The organism is Halorutilus salinus (assembly GCF_026242195.1).
In the GTDB taxonomy this organism is placed as follows: Archaea; Halobacteriota; Halobacteria; order Halobacteriales; family Halorutilaceae; genus Halorutilus; species Halorutilus salinus.
This window is the reverse complement of sequence record NZ_RKLV01000001.1, coordinates 178,943-199,789: the sequence shown is the minus strand read 5'-3', so window position 1 is coordinate 199,789 and position 20,847 is coordinate 178,943. Positions and strand designations below refer to the sequence as shown.

Annotated in this window: 21 protein-coding genes; 7 read left to right on the top strand and 14 right to left on the bottom strand. The window is 60.8% G+C overall.

All coding sequences use genetic code 11. The annotated features are described in order from the left end of the window. Positions 1-15: 15 nt before the first annotated feature. Positions 16-687: a type 1 glutamine amidotransferase gene (locus EGH25_RS01085; protein WP_266085511.1), complete on the bottom strand. Its 672-nt coding sequence runs from the start codon at positions 685-687 to the stop codon at positions 16-18. Positions 688-785: 98 nt separating this feature from the next. Between EGH25_RS01085 and EGH25_RS01080 the strand changes: the two genes are divergently transcribed. The 3 genes from EGH25_RS01080 to EGH25_RS01070 are packed head-to-tail and all read left to right on the top strand — an operon-like array spanning position 786 to position 3,297. Then, a complete protein-coding gene (locus EGH25_RS01080; RefSeq protein ID WP_266085510.1) occupies positions 786-1,868 on the top strand; it encodes a biotin transporter BioY in 1,083 nt (360 codons plus the stop codon). Beyond that, positions 1,865-2,578, top strand: a complete 714-nt coding sequence (locus tag EGH25_RS01075) for an energy-coupling factor ABC transporter ATP-binding protein (protein ID WP_266085509.1) — start codon at positions 1,865-1,867, stop codon at positions 2,576-2,578. Before EGH25_RS01080 ends, EGH25_RS01075 begins: the two co-directional genes overlap by 4 nt. Next, entirely contained in the window at positions 2,575-3,297 is a 723-nt protein-coding gene (locus tag EGH25_RS01070) for an energy-coupling factor transporter transmembrane component T family protein (protein ID WP_266085507.1), read from the top strand. The genes EGH25_RS01075 and EGH25_RS01070 overlap by 4 nt, the downstream gene beginning before the upstream one ends. Here EGH25_RS01070 and EGH25_RS01065 read toward each other — a convergent pair. The 6 genes from EGH25_RS01065 to EGH25_RS01040 all read right to left on the bottom strand — a co-directional run bounded on the left by EGH25_RS01065 (position 3,294) and on the right by EGH25_RS01040 (position 7,859). Next, a complete protein-coding gene (locus tag EGH25_RS01065; RefSeq protein WP_266085505.1) occupies positions 3,294-3,611 on the bottom strand; it encodes an EMC6-like membrane protein in 318 nt (105 codons plus the stop codon). The two genes, EGH25_RS01070 and EGH25_RS01065, sit on opposite strands and share 4 nt — an antisense overlap. Before the next feature lie 52 nt (positions 3,612-3,663). Then, positions 3,664-4,443 (bottom strand): MBL fold metallo-hydrolase, encoded by a 780-nt coding sequence (locus EGH25_RS01060; RefSeq protein WP_266085503.1) that lies wholly within the window; start codon positions 4,441-4,443, stop codon positions 3,664-3,666. Continuing rightward, positions 4,443-5,768 (bottom strand): ATP-binding protein, encoded by a 1,326-nt coding sequence (locus EGH25_RS01055; protein ID WP_266085501.1) that lies wholly within the window; start codon positions 5,766-5,768, stop codon positions 4,443-4,445. Before EGH25_RS01055 ends, EGH25_RS01060 begins: the two co-directional genes overlap by 1 nt. A gap of 42 nt (positions 5,769-5,810) precedes the next feature. After that, on the bottom strand, positions 5,811-6,686 hold the full coding sequence (map, locus tag EGH25_RS01050; protein ID WP_266085499.1) for a type II methionyl aminopeptidase: 876 nt from the start codon (positions 6,684-6,686) through the stop codon (positions 5,811-5,813). 163 nt (positions 6,687-6,849) lie between these two features. Then, positions 6,850-7,533: an FAD-dependent monooxygenase gene (locus EGH25_RS01045; RefSeq protein WP_266085497.1), complete on the bottom strand. Its 684-nt coding sequence runs from the start codon at positions 7,531-7,533 to the stop codon at positions 6,850-6,852. A 92-nt stretch (positions 7,534-7,625) separates the two neighbouring features. After that, complete coding sequence (locus tag EGH25_RS01040; RefSeq protein ID WP_266085496.1) at positions 7,626-7,859, bottom strand: FAD-dependent oxidoreductase; 234 nt, start codon at positions 7,857-7,859, stop codon at positions 7,626-7,628. A gap of 83 nt (positions 7,860-7,942) precedes the next feature. On the opposite strand from EGH25_RS01040, the gene EGH25_RS01035 reads away from it, so the two are divergent. Next, positions 7,943-8,197: a BolA/IbaG family iron-sulfur metabolism protein gene (locus EGH25_RS01035; protein WP_266085494.1), complete on the top strand. Its 255-nt coding sequence runs from the start codon at positions 7,943-7,945 to the stop codon at positions 8,195-8,197. Positions 8,198-8,233: 36 nt separating this feature from the next. Continuing rightward, positions 8,234-8,593, top strand: coding sequence for a Grx4 family monothiol glutaredoxin (grxD, locus tag EGH25_RS01030; RefSeq protein ID WP_266085492.1), 360 nt, complete (start codon positions 8,234-8,236; stop codon positions 8,591-8,593). Here the strand turns inward: grxD and EGH25_RS01025 are convergent, their stop codons facing one another. The 3 genes from EGH25_RS01025 to ileS all read right to left on the bottom strand — a co-directional run bounded on the left by EGH25_RS01025 (position 8,594) and on the right by ileS (position 13,493). Then, positions 8,594-9,223 carry a 6-hydroxymethylpterin diphosphokinase MptE-like protein gene (locus tag EGH25_RS01025; RefSeq protein ID WP_266085490.1) on the bottom strand — a complete coding sequence of 210 codons (630 nt, stop codon included), beginning with the start codon at positions 9,221-9,223 and terminating at the stop codon, positions 8,594-8,596. It lies immediately after the preceding gene. After that, positions 9,220-10,287: a DUF7343 domain-containing protein gene (locus EGH25_RS01020; protein ID WP_266085488.1), complete on the bottom strand. Its 1,068-nt coding sequence runs from the start codon at positions 10,285-10,287 to the stop codon at positions 9,220-9,222. Before EGH25_RS01020 ends, EGH25_RS01025 begins: the two co-directional genes overlap by 4 nt. A gap of 71 nt (positions 10,288-10,358) precedes the next feature. Then, complete coding sequence (gene ileS, locus EGH25_RS01015) at positions 10,359-13,493, bottom strand: isoleucine--tRNA ligase (RefSeq protein ID WP_266085487.1); 3,135 nt, start codon at positions 13,491-13,493, stop codon at positions 10,359-10,361. A gap of 121 nt (positions 13,494-13,614) precedes the next feature. Here ileS and EGH25_RS01010 point away from each other — a divergent pair, with 121 nt between their 5' ends. Further along, positions 13,615-13,890, top strand: coding sequence for a hypothetical protein (locus tag EGH25_RS01010; RefSeq protein WP_266085486.1), 276 nt, complete (start codon positions 13,615-13,617; stop codon positions 13,888-13,890). A 39-nt stretch (positions 13,891-13,929) separates the two neighbouring features. Further along, on the top strand, positions 13,930-14,889 hold the full coding sequence (locus EGH25_RS01005) for a replication factor C small subunit (protein WP_266085484.1): 960 nt from the start codon (positions 13,930-13,932) through the stop codon (positions 14,887-14,889). Here EGH25_RS01005 and EGH25_RS01000 read toward each other — a convergent pair. The 4 genes from EGH25_RS01000 to EGH25_RS00985 are packed head-to-tail and all read right to left on the bottom strand — an operon-like array spanning position 14,864 to position 20,835. Next, positions 14,864-15,634 (bottom strand): class I SAM-dependent methyltransferase, encoded by a 771-nt coding sequence (locus tag EGH25_RS01000; protein WP_266085483.1) that lies wholly within the window; start codon positions 15,632-15,634, stop codon positions 14,864-14,866. The genes EGH25_RS01005 and EGH25_RS01000 overlap by 26 nt on opposite strands. Then, positions 15,631-16,569, bottom strand: a complete 939-nt coding sequence (locus EGH25_RS00995; protein WP_266085482.1) for a hypothetical protein — start codon at positions 16,567-16,569, stop codon at positions 15,631-15,633. Before EGH25_RS00995 ends, EGH25_RS01000 begins: the two co-directional genes overlap by 4 nt. Positions 16,570-16,591: 22 nt before the next feature. Beyond that, on the bottom strand, positions 16,592-19,669 hold the full coding sequence (locus EGH25_RS00990) for a VirB4 family type IV secretion system protein (RefSeq protein WP_266085480.1): 3,078 nt from the start codon (positions 19,667-19,669) through the stop codon (positions 16,592-16,594). After that, positions 19,669-20,835 (bottom strand): TrbL/VirB6 family protein, encoded by a 1,167-nt coding sequence (locus EGH25_RS00985; protein ID WP_266085478.1) that lies wholly within the window; start codon positions 20,833-20,835, stop codon positions 19,669-19,671. Before EGH25_RS00985 ends, EGH25_RS00990 begins: the two co-directional genes overlap by 1 nt. Positions 20,836-20,847: the final 12 nt, after the last annotated feature.

Here is a 20,847-nt window from a genome sequence, read left to right as displayed (position 1 = left end):
TGGTAACGCCCCGACTTAATCCGTTCGGGTGAGCGCCGTACGGTACGAAGAGTCCGTCGTCTCGCGTGCGAGGCGCGCGAAGTTACGTAACGTACGCGTCGCCGTCGAACCCTCAAATGAGAGATGGTTGTCCGTCCAGCCGTTCCCGAGATGCTTGACGCGTGGTGTGAACTCAGGATGGAACTGAACCGTCCAGACGGGCGCATCGGTGTGACGTGTTGCGAATGCGTCGTAGTAGCCCGCGGTTCCTATAACGCGCATACCGTCACCCGCGTCCGTAACACGGTCGGAGTGGAGGACAGGAACTGTGTCGGTAACACCGTCGAACAGTGGGTCGTCACCAAGCTCGGCGCGCACGAGATGTGCACGGCGTTTTCCGGTATCCTCAACCGCACCTCCGAGAGCCGCGTTTACGATCTGATGTCCGAAACAGACACCGAGCGTCGGTATACGCCGGTCAACGAGTTCGCGCACGAGGCGTTTCTGCTCGCGCATCCATACGTGTCTGTCCGCGTCGTAGACCCCCGCTGTGCTACCCCCGATGATGACACCTTCGACGCCCGTAAGGTCGGGCTGTCCGCCTTCGCGTGCGTAGTCGTATACCTCGTGCTCCGGAAGGTACCGGGTGATCTCGTCGACGAGGTAACGCTCGTCGAGGTCGACCTCGTTTTCGAGCACGAGTATCATTCTCTGCCTTGTATACGTCACCGAAGCTAATAAACGGAGCGGAACCGGCAAGTTGCGTAAACCATAACAGTTTTTCGGGTTGACGAAGACGTGGCTGTATGGAGCAGTCGGAAAAGATACGTAAGATGTCGTACGCCGCCGTCCTCGCGGCGCTCACAGGAGCGGGTGCGTTGCTCTCGATACCTCTGGGTCCCGTACCGTTCACGTTACAGACGTTCTTCGTGGTTCTCGCGGGCTTCATACTCGGCGCAAAATGGGGATTCGTGGCGATCTCCCTATACCTCCTTCTCGGCTCTGCGGGGCTACCCGTCTTCTCGGGCGGTGCCGCGGGCGCGGGTCATCTGCTCGGACCCACGGGCGGTTACCTGATCGCGTTCCCGTTCGGTGCGGCTGTCGCAGGGTTTATCGCCGAAAGGGGAGACGGCCGGGGCGGCGTTACGCGTCTCTCGGTCAAGGCTGTCGGCGCTCTTCTGGCGTCGTGGCTCATACTCGTAGCCGGGGCTGTGCGTCTGATGGGCTTCTACGGTATGAGTCCCGAGGCGGCGTTCGCCGCGGGTATAGCGCCTTTCGTAGTAACGGGACTTCCCGAACTGGCGCTCGCCGTAGGTCTTTCGGAGAGCCTGTCACGTGCGGGCGTCGCCTCGGCGTCCGAGGGTCCGCGGGTGAGTGGCGTTGAGGAACGCTCCCTCTACGGCGTCGCGCTCGGAGCAGGTATGGTTATGAGTACGCTCATTCCGTGGGCGTATCTTTCGAAGGCGGTTTCGGTGGGCGGAGAAGAAGGCTCCGCGACGGCGGGTGTTCCGGGATACTTCGTCGGCGGGGAGACAACGGTTTCGGGAGAGGTGGCGGGGGAGACTGTGACGGCGTCGGCGTCCGCCCCGTCGCTTGCGGTCTACGGTGGAGCGACAGCACTCCTCGGCGTAACGGCTCTTGGGCTCGCGGTCGGCGCGGTGAGAGGTATGGACGAAAGCTACGTCGCAGTAGGCTACGGTGCAGTCGGTGTCGCGGGTGCGGTAATGACAGCCGTCGCCCATCTCAACGTCTCGTCGTGGAGCCTCGAAGTCGGTAACTCCGTCGGGTACGGCGTCTACCTACCCGCACTTATGGGCGTAGGACTCGTGGCGCTCGCGGCGCACACGGTACGTGTCGGTACAACATCGACGGAAGCTACCGCCGTATGATACGTTTCGAGGGGGTAGCTCACGAACGTGACGGCGAACGAGCGCTCGACGGCGTTAGTCTTGAGATCGACAGCGGCGGGTTCGTCCTCCTTCTCGGACGTAACGGAAGCGGAAAGACGACGCTTCTACGCCATATGAACGCGCTTCTCACACCGGACGAGGGAAGCGTGCTGGTCGACGGCGTTCCGACCGACGAGGACGGTGAAGGGGCGCGTCGGAAAGTCGGTATGGTATTTCAGGACGCCGGATCGCAGATAGTCGCGGAGACGGTCAAGGACGACGTCGCGTTCGGACCCGAAAACTTAGGTCTTGAGACCGACGAGATACGTGAACGCGTCGACGAAGCCGTATCCGCGGTCGGCGCGACAGCTCTACTCGACCGGTCGCCGTACGAGCTATCCGGCGGCGAACTTAGACGCGTCGCGCTCGCGGGCGTTCTCGCCATGCGCCCGGATGTGCTCGCGCTTGACGAACCGCTCGCCGACCTCGACTACGAGGGTGAGAAGGCTGTCGTGGAACGCGTCGTTGGCGCGAACCAAGACGGAAAGACCGTCGTTGTGGCGACACACGACGCCGAACCGTTTGTCGACCTTGCGGAACGCGCCGTCGTACTCGAAGACGGTAGCGTCGCAGAAGACGGTACTCCCGACGAACTGTTCTCGCGCGGTCTGGAGGGGTACGGCGTACGTACGCCGTGTAGCTACAGATGACGCGTCCGAAGTTTGCTTACCGCGACGGTGATACGTTCGTGCACGGCGTCGACGCCCGCGCGAAGCTTACCGCTCTCGTCGTAGTCTCCTTGGGGCTTACGTGGGCTTCCGCCGGCGTAACCGCGGCTGTCGGTGTCGTCACGTATCTCGTAGCAAGGTCGGCGGGGGTGTCCGCGCGCGAACTTCTGCGCGATGTCCGTCTCGTCCTCGTTATACTCGTGGTCGGTACGGTTGCGCGTGCCGTCTCCGATCCCGCGGGTCTCGTACCGGGCGCTGTGGCAGGTACGGTGGCTTCGGCGCGTTTCGTCGTAATCATAGCACTCGCGTACACCGTCTCGGCGACGACGCGTCCCGGCGATATACGTCTCGCCGTCGAGTCGTTCCTCGAACCTCTTCCGTCGGTCGAGGAGACGGACTGGGGTACGATGTTTGCGACCGCGGCGCGTTTCTTCCCTCTCGTCTTTGAGGAGTCCCGTCGTGTCCGCGATGCGCGTAAGGCACGTCTCGGCGAACGCCGGTCGTGGTACTCACGCGTACGTTCGACGGCATTTACGCTTCTGATACGGACGTTCAGACGCGCCGACACTGTCGCTCTCGCCGTTGAGGCTCGTGCGTATTCGAGCGAAAGGTCGTCGTTACGTGGACTCGTCTGGGAAAGAACCGATACGGCTTTTATCCTCGTCGCGTGTTCGGTCGCCGTCGTCGCCGTCGTCGTCTAAACCGCGTTACCCGCGGTCAGAAGCACCGTCCACGTTATGAACCAGAGGTCGAAGGTCATGAAACCGACGTAGAGCCAGTCCTTCTTCGACATCTCGTGTTTACCGAGACGAGGCAGAAACGGCTTCTGCGCGGCGACCGCAACCCCGAAAACGACGACACCGACGTTGGGAAAGGTCTGGAGTGCTTCCTCAGGTGTAACTATCCAGGAGACGACAGCGGCGAGGACTCCGAAGACGCATGACATCGTCGTAACCTTGACGCCACGGAGATGAGCCTCGCGTTTCTCCGCGGAAGCCGGGGCTTCGGCAGACATCTGAACCACGTTGTCGTCGGTGTCGTTAATCCCTTACGTTTCGTCCGCGGTGTTAGAAGACGTACGTGTCGCCGTCGTCTGCGAGTTCGTCGTAGTCGTCGTCGAAGTAGTGCGACGCGTGGACGAGCGCGAGATCGTCGGCGTCGAGTGCGTCGGCGAGATCGAGCGCACCCTCGTACGTCATATGCTTGTCTGCGAACTCCAGACCGTCGTCGGAGATACGGTCGGCGACGAAACGGTTGTGGGTCGTGTCTGAGGGTACGAACGCGTCGGCGACGAGCAGGTCAGGGTTCCGCATCGCTTCGAACGAGTCGTCGTCGAAGAAACGCGACGTGTCGCCGCTTAGGACGACCTTGGTGTCGGTAGATTCGTCACGTATCACGACGCCGTACGTCTCCATTGGCGGATGGTGTACGGGGACGAGCGTGAACTCCAGACCCGCGACACCGAAAGGCTCGAACGGTTCTGCTTCGAAACGCCTCGGAAACGGTAGGTAAGCGTACTCGTTGAGAACGGCGTCGAGTACGTTGGGTGCGCCGTAGATAGGTAGAGCGTCCCAGACCACGCGGTACAGGCTTCCGAGTCCTGCGTAATGGTCGTAGTGTGCGTGCGTGATAACGACTGCGTCCACGTCTTCGATGCCCTCACGCAGGAACTGGAAACGCAGGTCGGGCGACGCGTCGATGAGTATGTTCTCGCCGTTGTTCTCAACGAGTACGGAGAAACGTGTCCGGTGCCTACCTTCCTCATGGTACCGTCGGCACGTCTCGCAGTCACAGCCGATATGTGGCACCCCAGCCGAGTCACCGGTACCGAGGAGGGTTAGGCGCATCAGCCCTCGTGCGCCTCCGTGGGGTGGTCGTGGTCGTGCCCTTCCTCGCCGTTGATAGGTGACGAGCCTTCCATCATGTCGAGTTCCTTGAGGTTCTTACGTTTCTCGAAGTTGCCGACGGCGCGGACGAGGTCTTGGTGTGTTAGCTCCGTGCGGTCGTTGGTGAGAGCGTCGAGAACAGCCTCGCGCAGAACGAGACGTAGGTCGCTCCCCGTTAGACCCTCTGTCTCCTCTGCGAGTTCGTGTGCATCGAACCCCTCTATATCCACATCGCGCGTGATTATACGCAGGATCTGCGCGCGCATCTCCTCGTTGGGCGCGGGGAACTCGACTATCTCGTCGAAACGCCGCCATGCGGCGTAGTCGAGCATCTTGGGGTGGTTCGTCGCGCCTATCAGCAGAACCGAGTCGCGGACGAGCGATATATCGTCTATGCTCTTAAGGAGCGTGTTGACGGTACGTTTCAGCGCGGCGTGTTCGTCGGAGTCGCGCGTCTTTGCGATCGAGTCGAACTCGTCTATGAACAGTATGCACGGCGAAAGCATCTTTGCGAGTTCAAAGACCTTGTCGACGTTCTTCGAGGTCTCACCGAGGTACTGCGACGTGATCATAGAGAGCTTGACCTCTATGAAAGGCAGTTCGAGCCTCCCGCTAAGCGCCTTCGCAGTGCTCGTCTTTCCGGTTCCCGGAGGACCCACAAAGAGAAGCTTGCCTATCTCGCTCAGACCCACCTCGCGGAGGTAGTCACGGTGCTCTATCGCCTTCATCACCTTCTGCACCTCCTTCTCCTGTTCGTCTGTCAGAACGATATCGTCGAGACCCTGCTCTATCTCACCGGGGGCGAATATCTCGACGAGTTCGAGCATCTCCTCCGCCTCCTCGCCCTCGCCGAGCACCTCATCGACGAGGCTGTGAACCCATTCGGCGTCCGCCTCCTTGGGCTGGTTCTCCGCCACGACCTCGTCGTAGTCAACGCCGAACTCGTCGCCGAACTCGTACGCGAGAGCCGGGTTACGCGCGAGGCGTTCCTCGTCCACAGTGTCGGCGTACCAGTCACGCGCGAGTTCTGAGACTGTGAAACGTAACGTACCGTCCACCGAGTCACGGTCGGTGAACGGTAGATCCTGTATAGACTCCCATGCGCCTTCCTCGCCGTATACCTCTTCGACGAAGCCTTCGGTCACCGTCAGAGGACGGTCTATACTCCGTTCGCCGTTCCACGCCGCCTTGCGGAAACGCGGCGGTAGGTCGTCCTCGTCGAGTTCGGGGCTGTCGTTGTACGTCTCGGCGGTGAGTATCACCTCGACTACGTCTAACCTTTCCATCCTATCTTGCTCCCTAAGCGTCCCATGAACATAACAGTTTACTTATTCGGTCGTTATCTCGCATCCGTCTTCCTCCACCATAACGGTGTGTTCAGCCTGCGAAACAAAGTAGCCTTCGTCCTCCTTTAGGACGGGGTAGCCTTCGACAACGTCGGTCGACTTGAGACGGCGGAGCGACATATCGAGACGGTCGTCGTCGATCCACCGTTTCGCAAACGGTAACGTACGGTACTCGTCGGATATCGTCTCAACGAGTTCGCGTGCGCGGCGTGAACGAACACGCGCGTCGGTGTCCTGAAGCGAGTATATCTCCTCGTCTCCGCCCTCCTTGACCTTCCCGCCGCCGTCGGTTGCGAAAGGCTCGATAGCGATCACGTCGCCCTGTTCGAGCGTCACGCCTTGGTCGACGCCCCGGTTGGGTACGCTCGGCGACGTATGCTGTTGGTACTCGCCGAGTCCGTGTCCCGTGAGGTTGTAGACGGGGTTGTAGCCGTAGCCGTCTATCGTTTCCTCTATCGCATTACCGAGTTCGGCGGTCGATACACCGGCTTCGACACGGTCGAGCGCCGATTCGAGCGCATCGCGCGACGCCTCGACGATTTCGTCCCTGCCGCTAAGATCGACAGTAAACGCGGCGTCCGCTATCCAGCCGTCGACGTGTACACCGATATCGACGTTGACCATCTCCTCGCCGAACGTCTCTTCGTCGCCGCGTGACGGGGTTGCGTGCGCCGCCTCCTCGTCGCGCGAGATGTTGACGGGGAAGGCGGGAGCGCCGCCTTCGTCTCGTATCTCCTCCTCGACTACCTCGGCGAGTTCGAGAAGCGGCGCACCTTCCTCGACCATATCGCGCGCCGTCTCGGAGACCTCGGCGTGTATACGCCCGGCTTCTCTGAGCTTTTCGCGGTCGGGTTCCATCGGAGTAGAAAGAGGTGGACGGCGTAAAATCCTTACGTCTAAACCTCGTCGAGTGAGGGCTTTGCGAGACTGATACCGCGTAGAGCGACACCGAATCCCGGAACCGGTAAGATCCGCGCGAGCGTGTTCCGGGGCACCGTCAATAAAGAGGACTCCGAGAAGGCTACCGTTCGGCAACGTGGGCGGCTTTCCTGACGGTTTTGACGCGCGCCCTCCGGCGTTTCTCAAACGACGCGAAGGCGTAGCTTGGGTCGCTCTCGGAGACGAGTTCGTCGGCGAGGACGTAACCGTCTTCAAGTGCGAGCGTGGCACCCGCGGCGACGATAGGGTGCACGGCGTGCGCGGCGTCGCCTACGAGCACGGCGTTTTGGCTGTGCCACGACGGTGCGGTGACCTCGTAGTCTCTCCGGAAGTATACCTCCGAGGTGTCATCGAGGGTGCCGACGTAGTCGGGGATGGGCCAGCCGATATCGTCGGCGACATCGCGGAGTAGGTCGAGGGCTGGTGGCTGGGGAGTCTCAGCGGGGGGTAGCTTGGTTGAAAGGTTCACGAGTGCGCGACCGTTTACCTCGTCGGCTATCGCACCGGTTCCGGGTGCGAAGAGGCTAACAAGGTTCGGTGGTAGAACGGGTTCCGCCGACGAGGGGACCCTGAACGACCATGTGACGGTACTCCTGCGCACCACCTCGGTATCTAACATCTCCGATCCGACCCACGAGCCTATGCCGTCGGCTCCCACGACGATATCGTACGGTTCGGTTCCCTGACCGAAGCCTACCTCAACCGAACCCCGGTCGGTCTCGAAGTTTTGGGGAGATGTTTCCCTCCGTACTTCTGACCTCGACAAAGCTCCTCGGAGAACCTCGATCGGATCTGACCTGTGTAGCGCGAGCATACCCTCTCGGGTAGGGACGGTTGTCGATGCTCCGTCCGAGGTTCTTATCCCGACTTCTTCGGACATACTACCCCTCGCCAGAGCCTCGTCCAGAACCCCAGTTTATCGAGAACAGAAACGCCGTTGGGGCGGAGACCGATAGCCCATCCCGAACCGTCGCCCTCCCCGGATCGTTCGACGACCGTCGGTCGGTAGCCGTCGCGTTCGAGAAACCCCGCAAGCGCAAGTCCGGCAACCCCTCCGCCAACGATGAGGATATCTGTATCCTCGTCAGTCATGCCATGTTTGTTCTTACCGGTCAGGTAAGTAGCTTCCGCGTAGTTTACGAGGTGTTTTGTTACTTGAAGACGAACCGGGTTGCATGGAGTCTCAAGAGGTCAGTGAACGTATAGAGAGCGAGATGCCGGACGCAGACGTCGAGGTAGTCGAGGAAGATCACGAGGACGAGCGCTCGGACGGCGCGCATTTCGGCGTCGTTGTCGTCTCGGACGGCTTCGAAGGCATGTCACGCGTCGACAGACACCGTGCGGTGTACGACGCCCTCGGTGAGGCGATGGGAGGTGAGATACACGCCGTCGAGATACGGGCGCGGACGCACGACGAAGCAGAAGGGTGAACGTTTTACGTCCGACGGTCGTACCTACCGGTGCATATGCAAGTTACAGATACAGAACGCGAAATCTACAACGCAGAGAGCGAGGAGGAGATGCGTGACAGTATCGAGGAAGCCGTGGACGAGAACGACATCGTCATCTTTATGAAAGGTAACGAGGAGATGCCTCAGTGCGGCTACTCGGCGCGCGCCGTCAAGGCTGTTTCGCTGTACGAGGACGAGTTCGAGACCGTCGACGTCCTACGTGACGAGCGCGTACGTGAGGTTCTTGAGGACGTGACGGACTGGCCCACGGTTCCGCAGGTCTTCGTAGACGGCGAGTTCTTGGGCGGAAGCGACATCGTCGTTGAGATGCACGAGGACGGAGAACTCGAAGAGAAGATAGACGCGGTGGCGTAACTAAACGAGCCATTCATGGCGTTGGTAGGCGAGGACGCGAAGTAGACGCCACGCCCATCTCAGCTTCTTCCTTTTTTCGCCCGTAGCGTCCCCGAAGTCGAACCCATGAAGCTCGATACGCGATGCGCCGAAACCGTCCGCGAGGAAAGCGGATCGGTCGCCGTCGGTGAAGCCGCCGAAGTTATGGAGGACGCCGAAAGGACGTGTCTGTGTGGTTCCGACGACGTTTCGGGACTCGAAACGCGGGACGTACCGGCGAAGCGCGTCCACGTTGTCGCCGTGTGCGTGTACAGCGACGACCGTTCCGTCGTGCGATCTCTCGACCGCGTGACGCGGCGCTCCGTCGAGGTCGGTAACGATTATATCCACGTCAACGCCGGCTTCATAGAGACGCAGGGCGGCGGCGTCTGCGGCTACGACTACCCCCTCGGTGACGTGTCGGGGTTCGAGCGACGGCGCGTTTCCGACGACCACCACCGTCTCACCGTCCAGTAAGGCGTCGAGACGGTGGTCGTCGAACGCGTCCAGACGGCTGTTCAGAACACGCGCGGCGCGTCTGTCGTCCTCGCGCGTGTAGCCGAACCCCTCAAGGATCGCTTCGTAGAAAGGCTCCCAGTCACCGTACCTCATCCGTTCCCTTCGGAATCCTCCAGTTCGATCACGTTCTCGCGTCCGAGCCTGAGCTTGGAGACGGTACCGTCCTCCTCCATGTCGCTCAGGAGCATACTGACCTTGCTCTTCGACCACTCCGTCCGTTCGACGATCTCGGCTTGCCTCATCTTCCCACCGTTCTGACGCAGAATACGGACGACGCGATCCTCGTCGGTGAGCAGTTCGTCGTCGACGGTCTCCTCTTCGTCACCGTCTTCGGAGGTGGCGGTTTCTTTACGGGTCTCACCGCCGAAGAAGCCCGAACGGCTCAGGTAGAAGCCGCCTGCGAACCCCGACAGTAGGACTAAGATACCCGCGATCACGGTTGCGGCTGTGGGCGAACCGTCGGTTCGGGAGACGTTATCGTCGTCGGTTCGGTTTACGTCGGTGCCGTTTGTGTCGGCGTCGGTCTCAGGAGGGTCGCCGAAGACCACACTGGGCTGTCCCTCGCCAAAGAATATCTCTCCGTCCCAGACGAAACGACCGTCGTCGCGCGTATCGGGTTCGGGGGATACAGACGAGACAGGGGGTGCGCCGGTGGATTCGACGACGAGACGTTCGTCGTCCGCGAGCGCGAGACCGCCCCCCGCGAATACGTCGCCGACACGGACGACGGAGCCGTTTGTGCCTGCGAAGTTAGACCAGTTGAACGAAACGGAGACTAACCCTTCGGTCAGCGTTAACGTATCGCGCACACGGATATCCCTCTCGAACCCCGAAAGGGACATAGGGCGACCCGTTAGGTTGGAGGCTTCGTTTGCGAACGGTCGCATCTCCTCCTCGATACCGTCGAAGACGGTCAGATTGCCTTTCTCAAACTCCTCCTGTACTGTCTCAAACGAGCTTATCTCGTTCTCACCTATGAGACGGTAACGGAGCTGTATGTTCCACGTCGCATTTCCGTCCCCGTCTACGTCGACGGTATAGACAGTGGCGTGCGGACGTTCGTCGGTAACTTGAGCCGACGGTGTCGGTACGAGTAGGAACAGGGAGATAGCAAGGACTACGACCAAGACGGTACGTCCGGGCGTGACCGATACCATATCTGTAAAGCTTATACTACACCGTAGCGCTCGTTCGGTTATTAGTCTTTTCTTGTATCAGGTGACAGACGTCAGACGGTGAGAACCTCTACACCGACGGTGACGCGTATGCCCTCCACGTCCCAGTCCTCCGTCAGGTCGGCGTCGACTTCATCGGCTATCCCGTCGGCGCGCGTCTCTTCGAGTATGTAGTCGGTTCGGCGTTCGGCGAGTTCGAGTATCTCGTCGTCCTCTGCGTCGAAGGAGACGCGTATACGTTCCTCGACATCGAGGTCAAGCTCCTTACGCATCTCCTGTACGCGCCGCACGAGTTCGCGTGCGTAGCCCTCGGCGCGTATCTCGTCGTCAAGCGACACGTCAACGTAGACCGTTCCGCCGTCGAACCCTACCGCCTCTACGTCCTCAGGCGTCTTGTCGGTGTACTCGACCATATCCTCATCGAGCGTCACCGTTTCGCCGTCGATTTCGACGCCGTCCTCGACCTTCTCGCGCGGTTCGTCGCGTACGGCTTTCATAACCTTCTCTGCGTCCTCGCCGAATTCGGGTCCTATCGCGCCCATCTGCGGTTCGGCGACCTCCACGAGTTCGTCGTACTCCTCGACGACCTCAAGCGACTTCGAGTTGACGCGGTCGAGGAACAGGGGTTCGAGAGCACCGAGAGCGTCACGTACGTCATCCTCGTCCGTCGAGACGACGATACGCCGCACGGGCCAACGTAGCTTACGCTCCGCCTGCTGGCGTGCGTTCGCCGCCGCCTCCTCGGCTTCGCGGAGTACGTCCATGCGTTTTTCGAGCGTCTCGTCACGGAGCGCGTCGTCGGCTTCGGGAAAGTCGAGAGCGTGGACGGTCGTCACGTCGCCAAGGTTTTCGTACATACGTTCGGCGAGATGGGGCGCGAAAGGAGCGAGCATACGTACCGACTGTTCGAGGACGGCGTAAAGCGTCGCGTAAGCCGCGTTCTTGGTCGGTGAGTCTTCGGCTTCCCACATACGCGGACGGACGACCTGAACGTAGAAACGCGAAACGTCCTCGGTCAGGAAGTCGAGAAGAGCCTTCTGCGCCTTGTCGATCTCGTACTCCTCCATGTACCCGGCATACTCCGACTCGACGGTCTGGAGACGCGAAAGCACCCAGTCGTCGGCGGTTGTCGTCTCTACGTCTTCGAGGGTCGTCTCGTCGGGGTCGAAACCGTCGAGACGCATGTACGGTAGAGGGAAGCGGTAGGTGTTCCAGACGACGTTGAGTGTACGTTTCTTCGCCTCTATCTCGTCCCACGAGAAACGCATGTCGTCGCCGTGTTGGTCGTGCGACAGAAGGAAACACCGCAGAGGGTCGACGCCGTGGCGGTCGATAGCCTCCTGCGGCGTCACGATGTTGCCGACCGACTTCGACATCTTGCGTCCATCCTCGTCGAGCGCATGTCCGTGCATAACGACCTCCTTGTACGGTATCTCGTCGAGTGCCGTCACACCCATGCCCAACTGCGTCCAGAACCATCCGCGCGTCTGGTCGTGCGCCTCTATGATTAGGTCGGCAGGCCAAAGTTCGTCGAAAGCCTCCTCGTCGGACGGGTAGCCGAGCGAAGCCCACGACGCAGTGGCGGAGTCGAGCCATACGTCGAAGACATCGACGACGCGTTCGGCGGGTTCGCCGCAGTCGGCGCATTCGACGTGTACCTCGTCAACGTCGGGACGGTGGAGGTCGAGCTCCTCGACGTTCACGTCACCGACTGCGCGCTCCTGCAGTTCGTCACGCGTTCCTATGCACGTACGGTGTCCTTCGTCGCATATCCAGATCGGGACAGGTATACCCCAGTAACGTTGGCGCGAGACGTTCCAGTCGCGTGCGTTCTCGACCCAGTCGCGGAAACGCGAGTCGCGCGCCCACTGTGGGTGCCACTCGCTCTTGTCTATCTCTTCGAGCAAACGGTCTTTCACGTCGGTAACCGTAATGAACCACTGGTCGGTGGCGACGAAGACGATAGGCGTGTCACAACGCCAGCAGTGTCCGTAACGGTGCTCGTGCGTTCCTTCGGCGAGCATGTAGCCTCCGTCGGTGAGATCGTCGGTAACGCCTTCGTTCGCGTCACGGACGAACTTACCTGCGTAATCGCCCGCCTCGTCGGTGTAGACGCCGTCCTCGCCGACGGGTGAGAAGACGGGTAGGTCGTTCTCCTGACCGACCTCAAAGTCGTCGACACCGTGTCCCGGCGCGGAGTGTACGAGACCTGTGCGGTCGGTTTCGACGAAATCCGCGGCGTAAACTTCGTGGACGCCTTCCTCGTTGTCGAGTTCCTTCTGGCGCGGCACGCGGTCGACGAGCGGGTGTTCGTACCCCCTACCGACGAGGGCGCTACCGTCGAAGGTTTCGCGTACGTCGTAGTCGTCGTACCTTCCGGCGCGCAGAACGTCCTCAACGCATTCGGAAGCTACGTACAGGAACTCCTCGTCGCCGTCCTTCGTCGCACGCACCTTCGCGTACTCGGCGTCCTCGTCGACGGCGACGTACAGGTTCGCGGGTATCGTCCAAGGAGTCGTCGTCCATATGACGAGCGAACCGTCTTCGTCTTCGAGAGGGAACTTGACGTATATAGACGGAGAATCAATCTCGTCGTACTCGATCTCTGCGTCGGCGATGGCGGTTTCGCAACGCGGGCACTGATTTATAACGCGTTTTCCCCGCTCGACGAGACCACGGTCGAAAGCGCGTTTGAACGCCCACCAAGCGCCTTCCATGTACTCCTTCGAGACCGTCTTGTACGGGTCGTCCCAGTCCATCCAGACGCCCATCGACCGGAAGTCGTCGTTCATCGCGTCGAGGTTGTCGTTGGCGAACTCCTTGCATTCGTCTATGAAGTTCTCGACACCGTACTCCTCTATGTCGCTCTTGTTCTCAAAGCCGAGCTTCTCCTCAACCTTGACCTCGATAGGCAGACCGTGCATGTCGTACCCCGGCTGGTCGGTCACGTCGTGACCGCGCATTCTCAGATAACGGATGACGGCGTCCTTGAGCGTCTTGTTCCACGCCGTGCCGAGATGCATCTGACCGCTCGTGTACGGCGGACCGTCGAGGAAGTAGAGGTTCGGGTCGTCGGCGTGTGCCTCCTTCGCTGTCTCGTACGCGTCCGCCTCGTCCCAGTACCCCTTCACGTCCGGTTCGAGGTCATGGGGATCGTACCTCCCCGTTATCTCGTCTTCTATATCCATCTTGGTCGTGGTTGTAGGGCGTCCGTGGTAAGCTTTCTCTTTGAACGAACGTCTAACGAGGGGTACGACAGACCGAAATATTCCGCAAACGTTAAGCCCTGCGGGTATTTCGGTTTTCGTAGTGTCAGACAAGCTCGTCTGTGTGAAACGAAGCTCTCTCGAAGAGGACTTGGAGATCGACGACGGGTCACTCGACGAGATACTCGAAAGCCTCCTCAACCAAGGCTTCGTCACCAAGGTACGTATAGAGGACGAGACGGGTTACTGCCTCACCGAGAGCGGTCAGGAGTACACCGAGGACTGGCTCCGGTCTCTCGACGTAGATGTCGACGACGTGACCGTCGAGTACCTCGTTGAGATGCTCGAATCGACAGCGCCGCCCGACAGACAGAGTTAACCCGTACGCGCATTACTTTCTGTCCAAGGAGGTTTAGGTATGGAGGAAATCTGGGTCGAGAAGTACCGTCCTGAAACGCTCGAAGAGGTCGTAGGACAGGAGTCTATAACCGAGCGCCTACGGTCGTACGTCCGTACACGGAACGTGCCGAACATGCTGTTCGCGGGTCCGGCGGGCGTGGGTAAGACGACGTGCGCACACGCGCTGTCGCACGAACTGTACGGAGATTCGTGGAGCGACAACTTCACCGAACTCAACGCGAGCGACGAACGCGGTATCGACGTCGTGCGCGACAAGATAAAGAACTTCGCGCGTACCTCGCCCGTCGGCGACGCCGACTACAAGCTTATCTTCCTCGATGAGAGCGACGCGCTCACAAGAGATGCACAGCCTGCGCTACGCCGTACGATGGAGATGTACACCAATACATGCCGTTTCATCCTGTCGTGCAACTACTCATCGAACCTCATCGATCCTATACAGTCACGTTGTACTGTCTTCCGTTTCAGCCCTGTCGACGACGACGCCGTGACCGAACGTCTGCGTCTGATAGCCGACGAAGAGGGTGTTGAGGTGACCGAGGGCGGCTACGATGCGCTCGCGTACGTCGCTGACGGCGATGTTCGGCGCGCGGTCAACGCGCTACAAGCCGCGTCAGCGCTCGGCGAAACGGTGGATGAGGATACCGTCTACGAAACCACATCGACCGCGCGCGAAGAGGAGATCGAAGCTCTGCTTGAAAACGCAGTCGCGGGCGACTTTGGCGAGGCGCGCGAGATTCTGGACGACCTTCTCGATGTCAAGGGGATTTCGGGCGGCGACCTCATCGATCAGATGCACCGCGCCGCGACCGAGATAGACGCCGACGACTCTACACAGGTACGTCTCATGGATCGTATCGGTGAGACGGACTACCGTATCTCTACGGGCGGCGACGAACGTATACAGATAGAGGCTTTCCTCGCCGGACTCGCTACCGACGACGCGCGACAAGGGTAACGAGCGACGACTCGCGTTCGGTTTCGATCCTTTCGAACCCCGCGGAGCCGAGGAGGGCGTCGACCTCCTCTTCCGAAAAGACGCGCATACCGTAGAGCCGGGCTGTGCGTCGTGCGGTGCGGGAGCCAAAGAACCCCTCGTCCACGACGGTGGTTACAACGAGAGCACCGTCGGGGCGCACGACGCGTCCAGCCTCGTTGAGCGCCTCCGAAGGATCAGGAAGTAGATGCAGTGCTCCCGTACATGCCGCGACGTCGAAGGTGTCGTCGGCGTACGGTAGAGCGCCCGCGTCGGCGCGTGCGAGTTCGAGACGGACGCCTTCACGGCGAGCGTTACGTACACAGCGCCTCAGCATCTCGGCGGACGCGTCGACGCCGTACACCGTCGCATCGCGTGCGAGACGGCGCGCGAACAGACCCGTTCCGGTTGCGATGTCGACGACGGTGTCTGCGTCCTCGTCCGCGACACGGTTCGCGACGCGTTCGACGAGTTCGCCCGCGGAGGAGCGCCCGCCCGTTGCGAGACGCATACCCAGAGGGTACCAGAGGGGCGTTTCGTAGATACGTGAGACGGCGTCAAAGAGCGAGACGACCCCTCTGTTCTGGGGTGCGTCGTCGCCGAGGAAGTCGTAGAATCCGCCGCGGTCGGTGTAGACACGGTCGCACGAAGGACAGACGAGCGCATCGCCGTTGTCTTCACCGTGGTTACCGAGCGCCGTTCCGCAGTAGGGGCACGCGTACGTCACGTCTTCTCTATGTAGACGCGGCGCGCCATGTACGCTCCGCCGGCGAGCAGAAGAACACCGACACCCATACCCGCGAAGTTGAGGGGACCGAACGCCTCGGTGATAGGCGGCGAAGCCTCCCCAAGCTGAAGCTGGTAGTAGCTACCGTCGTGCTCGACGAGCGAGTTCTGCTGAACCTGTGACAGGGCTTCGCCCGTGACCACGGGTCTTTCGCCTTCGATACCCGCAGTGACCGCCTTGCGTACGTCCTCGTCCATCTCGTCGGTGCTGGCGAAGCCGGGTGCTATGAGAGACCGTACGTCGGTTTCTTCCACCGAAAGTACGGTTACGTTACCGCGCTCCTCGGTCGACGTTTCGTAGTAGGTTCGAGTGTCGTTGTCGTAGACGTAGCCGTATGCCGAAAGACCCGTGATGCCGGAGACATTTGTCTCGCCGGTCTCGGTCGCGTTACGGAACGTCGCCGACTGATCCTCAGGCATGAAACGCGTGCTTACTATGTACCCGCCCTCGGCGGTCGAGTACTCGAAGTTTATAGCCCCTCTCTCCTCTCGGACGGTTCTCTCGTAGACCTCGCCCTCGTACAGTATAGGAACCTGCGGCACCTGTTGCTGGAGGTCACGTAAAAGGAAGTCACGTATTCCTTCGAGGTCTTGCTCACCTCGCACGACGAATATACCCTCACGCGCCGTGTCGAACATGGTACGTTCCTGCTGGTTCAACGAACCGTAACCTACGACAAAGAGCCTAAAGCTTAGGTCGGGGTTTACGCCGCCAACCGTCGCCGGGGTTACGTTATCGGGCTGTATCTCCTGCTGAACCTGCACCTGCGCCGCCGAACCGGCTTGTCCCTGCGTGTACGCGGGGTTTGCGAACAGAAGTATACCGAGAGCCAGAAGCGCTACAGTAGCCACCTCTTTCCTGTCTATCTCTCCCATGCCATCTAATGCCCCTCCCCTCTTATTTAACTTCCTCCGAGAGAGGCGGGTCGTCGTCAGGATCATGGTCAACGACACGTCTCTCGAAGTCGTTGGCGCGGACGTGTATAGGGAACCATCCTTCGTCGGCGACGCCGAGGAGACCCTCGCTGTAACCCGCCTCCTCGTCGCCCGCCATCGCCGTGGCGACGTACTCCTTCTGGCGCGGGGTCAGGTCAAGTTCATCGGCGAGTTCGTCGTCCATCCCCTCAATACGGTGGAGAAGCTTGAGCGAGCAGTTGTCGGCGATAGCCTCCGACTCGTCCTGTGCGAAGAACTCGTCGATCGTCTGCGTTATAAACTGTATCGACAGGTCGTAGTGGCGTGAGTGGCGCACCGCCTGTTCGAGGAAGGAGAGGTTGGCGGAGTCCTTCATGATGTAACGCGCCTCGTCGATAGCGAAGATAACGCGTTTGTCTGTCTCCTCCTTTGCGCGCTCGTAGACGGCGTTGAACAGCAACTGCATCATCAGCCCCGTGCCGCCGCGCGTCTCCTGTTGCTGTAGGTCGAGGTAGACGACCTTCGAGCCGGTGATATCTATCTCCGTCTCTGTCGACAGGTTCTCGAACTCGCCGCCCTCGGTGAAGGGTTCCATGCCGATGAGGAGTTCGGAGGCGTTCGTCTCTATCTTTCTGCGCTCCTCGTCCGACTCCGACATCGTGTAGCCGTCGGGGTTCTCAGCCATCTCACGGAGAACGTCGATAACGTCGGTGACGAGAGGGCTTTCGTTACCATGCGTAGCGGGGTCGCGGCGTATACCTGCGTCGTTGTACGTCTCCTTGACGGCGCTTTCGAGCGTCCCGCGACGGTCGCCGAGGGGGTCGCCGCGTGACTCGAAGTACGACCCGAAGAACGACATGACGTCCTTTAGCTTCGCGCCGAACGGATCGAGTTCACCGCCCGTCTTTTCGAGTACCTCGTCGGGCGTCTCACGTATTTCGAGAGGATTGAGACCGACGTTTCCGCCGACGACGACACGTTCGCCGCCGAGCGCCTCGTTGACGCCGACGAAGCCCTTGAGCGGATCGAGCATGACGACGATCGTGTCCTCGTCCTGCGCGAGCGTACGTGTCAGGTTTAGCTTTGTGGAGAACGACTTTCCGGAGCCGATGTTGCCGATGACGAGGGCGTTGTACCCCGTCTCGCGCCCGAAACGGTCGACGATGACGGGAGAGCCGTTGAAGGCGTGGACGCCGTACTCGACGCCTTCGGGTTCGACGAGGGTCGACGACGAGAACGGGAACGTCGCGCCGACGGCTCCGCCCATCATCGCCGCCTTCTTGTTGAGATGGTCGTACGCGATCGGGCTGGTCGACCGTACGGCGAGATCCTGACGCCGCGACGCCGTGACAGGACGTATGTTCGCGGGTGCACGGCGCAGACCCGCGCGAACGTCGCTCGCCGCGGATTCGAGAGCGTCGCGCGTCTCCTCGCGTACGGTGATGTACGTCGATACGTCGAAGACCTCCGTGGGGGTGTTACGTACGACGTCGTACATCTCCTCGGCGTCCTCAAGATCCTTCTGTACGCCGCGCGCGTCGACATCACGGCGCTCGCGTTTGCGTTCGTACTCCGCCTCCAGCGTACCGACGCGATCCTTTAGCTCCTCCTGGGCACGTCGCGTATCGCGGGGTTCGACGTGTATAGATACGTCGGTGTCGACACCCGGCTCCGTGAACAGACGTTCGAGGAAGCCGTTCGTCGGCTGGTCGGGGTAGCCCTCAGCCCATATCGTCTTCGTCCACCTCTGTCCGAGCTTCGCGGCGTTACGTTCGAACACCGCCTCCGAGGGAGCGATAAGCGCCTTGTGCGTCTCCGCCACGTCGTCGGTAACGTCGCCCTCGGCGACATCCTCCTTGTCCTCCTCCTCAGCGCCACCGTCACCGCCGAAGAACGACGCGAACAATGATGTGTCCTCGGTCGGTTCGTCGGTTACTCCGTCATCCTCGTCTGCGTCACCGTCTTCCTCACGTTCGCGTTCGGCGTCGTACTCGCCCGCGACGACGGGGTTTTCGCGGACGGCACCCTCCTCGACGTGGTCAGCGGACTCGCCCTCCCAGAACTCGGCGAGGAGACGGACGAGTTCGTCGGAGTCGACGCGGTGGGCGCGGCATCCGTCGAGGTTCTGTATACCCTCGTTCTCGACCATACGGAGGCGCTCGTCGAGTTCGTTGAGGGCACGCGCCCGTATCTCGTCCTCGGTCATACCGTCGCCCGACGAGAGAGCACCGAAGACGCCGCCAACGAGCGGTAGGTCGGCGAGCGAGTCAAGGACACCGCCTCCGCCGTCCGCGCTCCGTACCTCGTCACGTCTCACGGGGACGACGACGTAGTGCTCACGTATGTTGGTACCGCGGGCTTCGAGTTCGCGCGGGTACCAGTCGAGCCACTCCTCTATGAGATGCCGGAAGACGGGGTTTCCGGCTACGTCGTCGTCGTCGAGCCTGCGTTCGCGTCTCCGCAGGTAGTCGTCGACAGGGAACTCGGTCGTCGTCGAGTATAGCTGGACAGCCCACTCGACGGAGTTGTTGAAGAAGTCGGCGAAAGCGGCGACGTTGTCGCGCCACCGTCTGTCGGTCGCTAACGCCATGTTCGCGGGTTCGACACGTACGGCACCGACGAAGGCGTTGTCGAAACGCTCGACAGCGTCGCGATCCACATGGACGCGCTCTACGTCGGTTAGCTCCTGTGTCCGTTCATCGAGTTCGTAGAAACGTGACTCAGGGAAGTCGCGCTGTTCACGCGCCGAACCGAAGTCGTAACGGACGTGTTCGGACTCGGTCGGACGGCGGAGATGGTGGAAGTACGTCGAGACCCATTCGCTCGCAGTCAGGTAGTCGGGTGTAACGTAGACGGCGACAGCGCCTACGATGAGACCGATGACGGCGAGTACGTAGCCGACGTAACGCAGGTTCGGGGGGAGGACGTAAGCCGTGAGAAGGACTGCGAGGATGAACGGCATACCGCCGACGAGTAGGTCGTCGAGCGTATAGCCGCGCCAGAACTCGTCGCTTTCGCCGAGCTTCTTGGGCACGCGACGCGTCGGGTCGCTCGACGACATTACGCCCACCTCCTCAGGTTCGAGACCTTTCTGCGCGACCGTGACATCTCACGCGGTACGCCGGCGGTATCCCCGTCCTCTGTTTCGTACGTTCTCGTGGGGCGTCTACGTCCGGCGGAGGCTGTCGTTGTATCCGTGTCGCGCCGTTCTCTGTCACGCCCCGAGTCCGCGCCCTCGGCGTCACGACCCTTGTACAGGCTCTCACGTCCCCCGACGGTCGTCGAGCCGGCTTCTTCACCGCGCCCCTTCTCAACCGTCTGTCTGTCCGCCGTCGGTGACGTAGCCGCCGGTGCGCTCATCAGGTTCCTGAAGCTGGGAAGGTTGAAGAAGACGTAGTAGGAGACTATGAGTATCATAAGAGGGAAGCCGAGTGCAAGCAGGAAGGATCCTACGCCCGAACCGAACTCAGCCGTCGGATCGAAGTTAGCGAAGAGGAGTTCTCCGACGCGGAAGACAACCGCGGCAGGGATGGTGATAAACGCGAGAGGTATGAACTTGGCTATTAGCTCCTCTATGAGCGCCGAGAGGTACGCGAACGGTCCGACATCGACTATCCAGAAGGCGACGCCTATAGGAGTGGCGAGCATAAGCGCGTAGATACCTATCCACCGTACGAAGAACCACGCGACGAGGAAGATGACGACGAACGCCTCAAGGAGAGAAAGCGCCGCCGTCGTGACGGTTCCGTGCCCGTCAACGGTCATCACGCCGCGGAAGGTATCGGCGACAGCCGCGGGTTCGGGCGCGATGAGGGTTGCGAGAGAATCGACGAAACGTAGAACGAAGGCTCCTATGCCCCACCACGCGAGCACGAAGAGGAAAGCGACGAAGAGACGGCGTTTTGCGCGCGAACGTTCGTAGCCCGTCAGGAAACTGCCGAAGATACCCGTGAACAGTATCATCGCTATCGCAAGACCGAGTATGAGAACCGTGACGGGCAGAACGGCATCGGTGTAGTAGCTGTAGATGGAGTTCCAAGGCTCGTTCGTGGGCTGTCCGAAGAAGAAGCCGTCGCGTGGTTCGGGGAACGGTGTCCGAACAGTGACGATGACGGCGAGTTCGAACATCCCCTGCACCGAACCGTGTAGAGCATCCGCGCCGCCCGCGAGCACCTCGCGTGCCGCGTTTCTTATACCTTCGACGAAGGCTGTCTCTTCGTTCGCCATTGTGCGTACCTC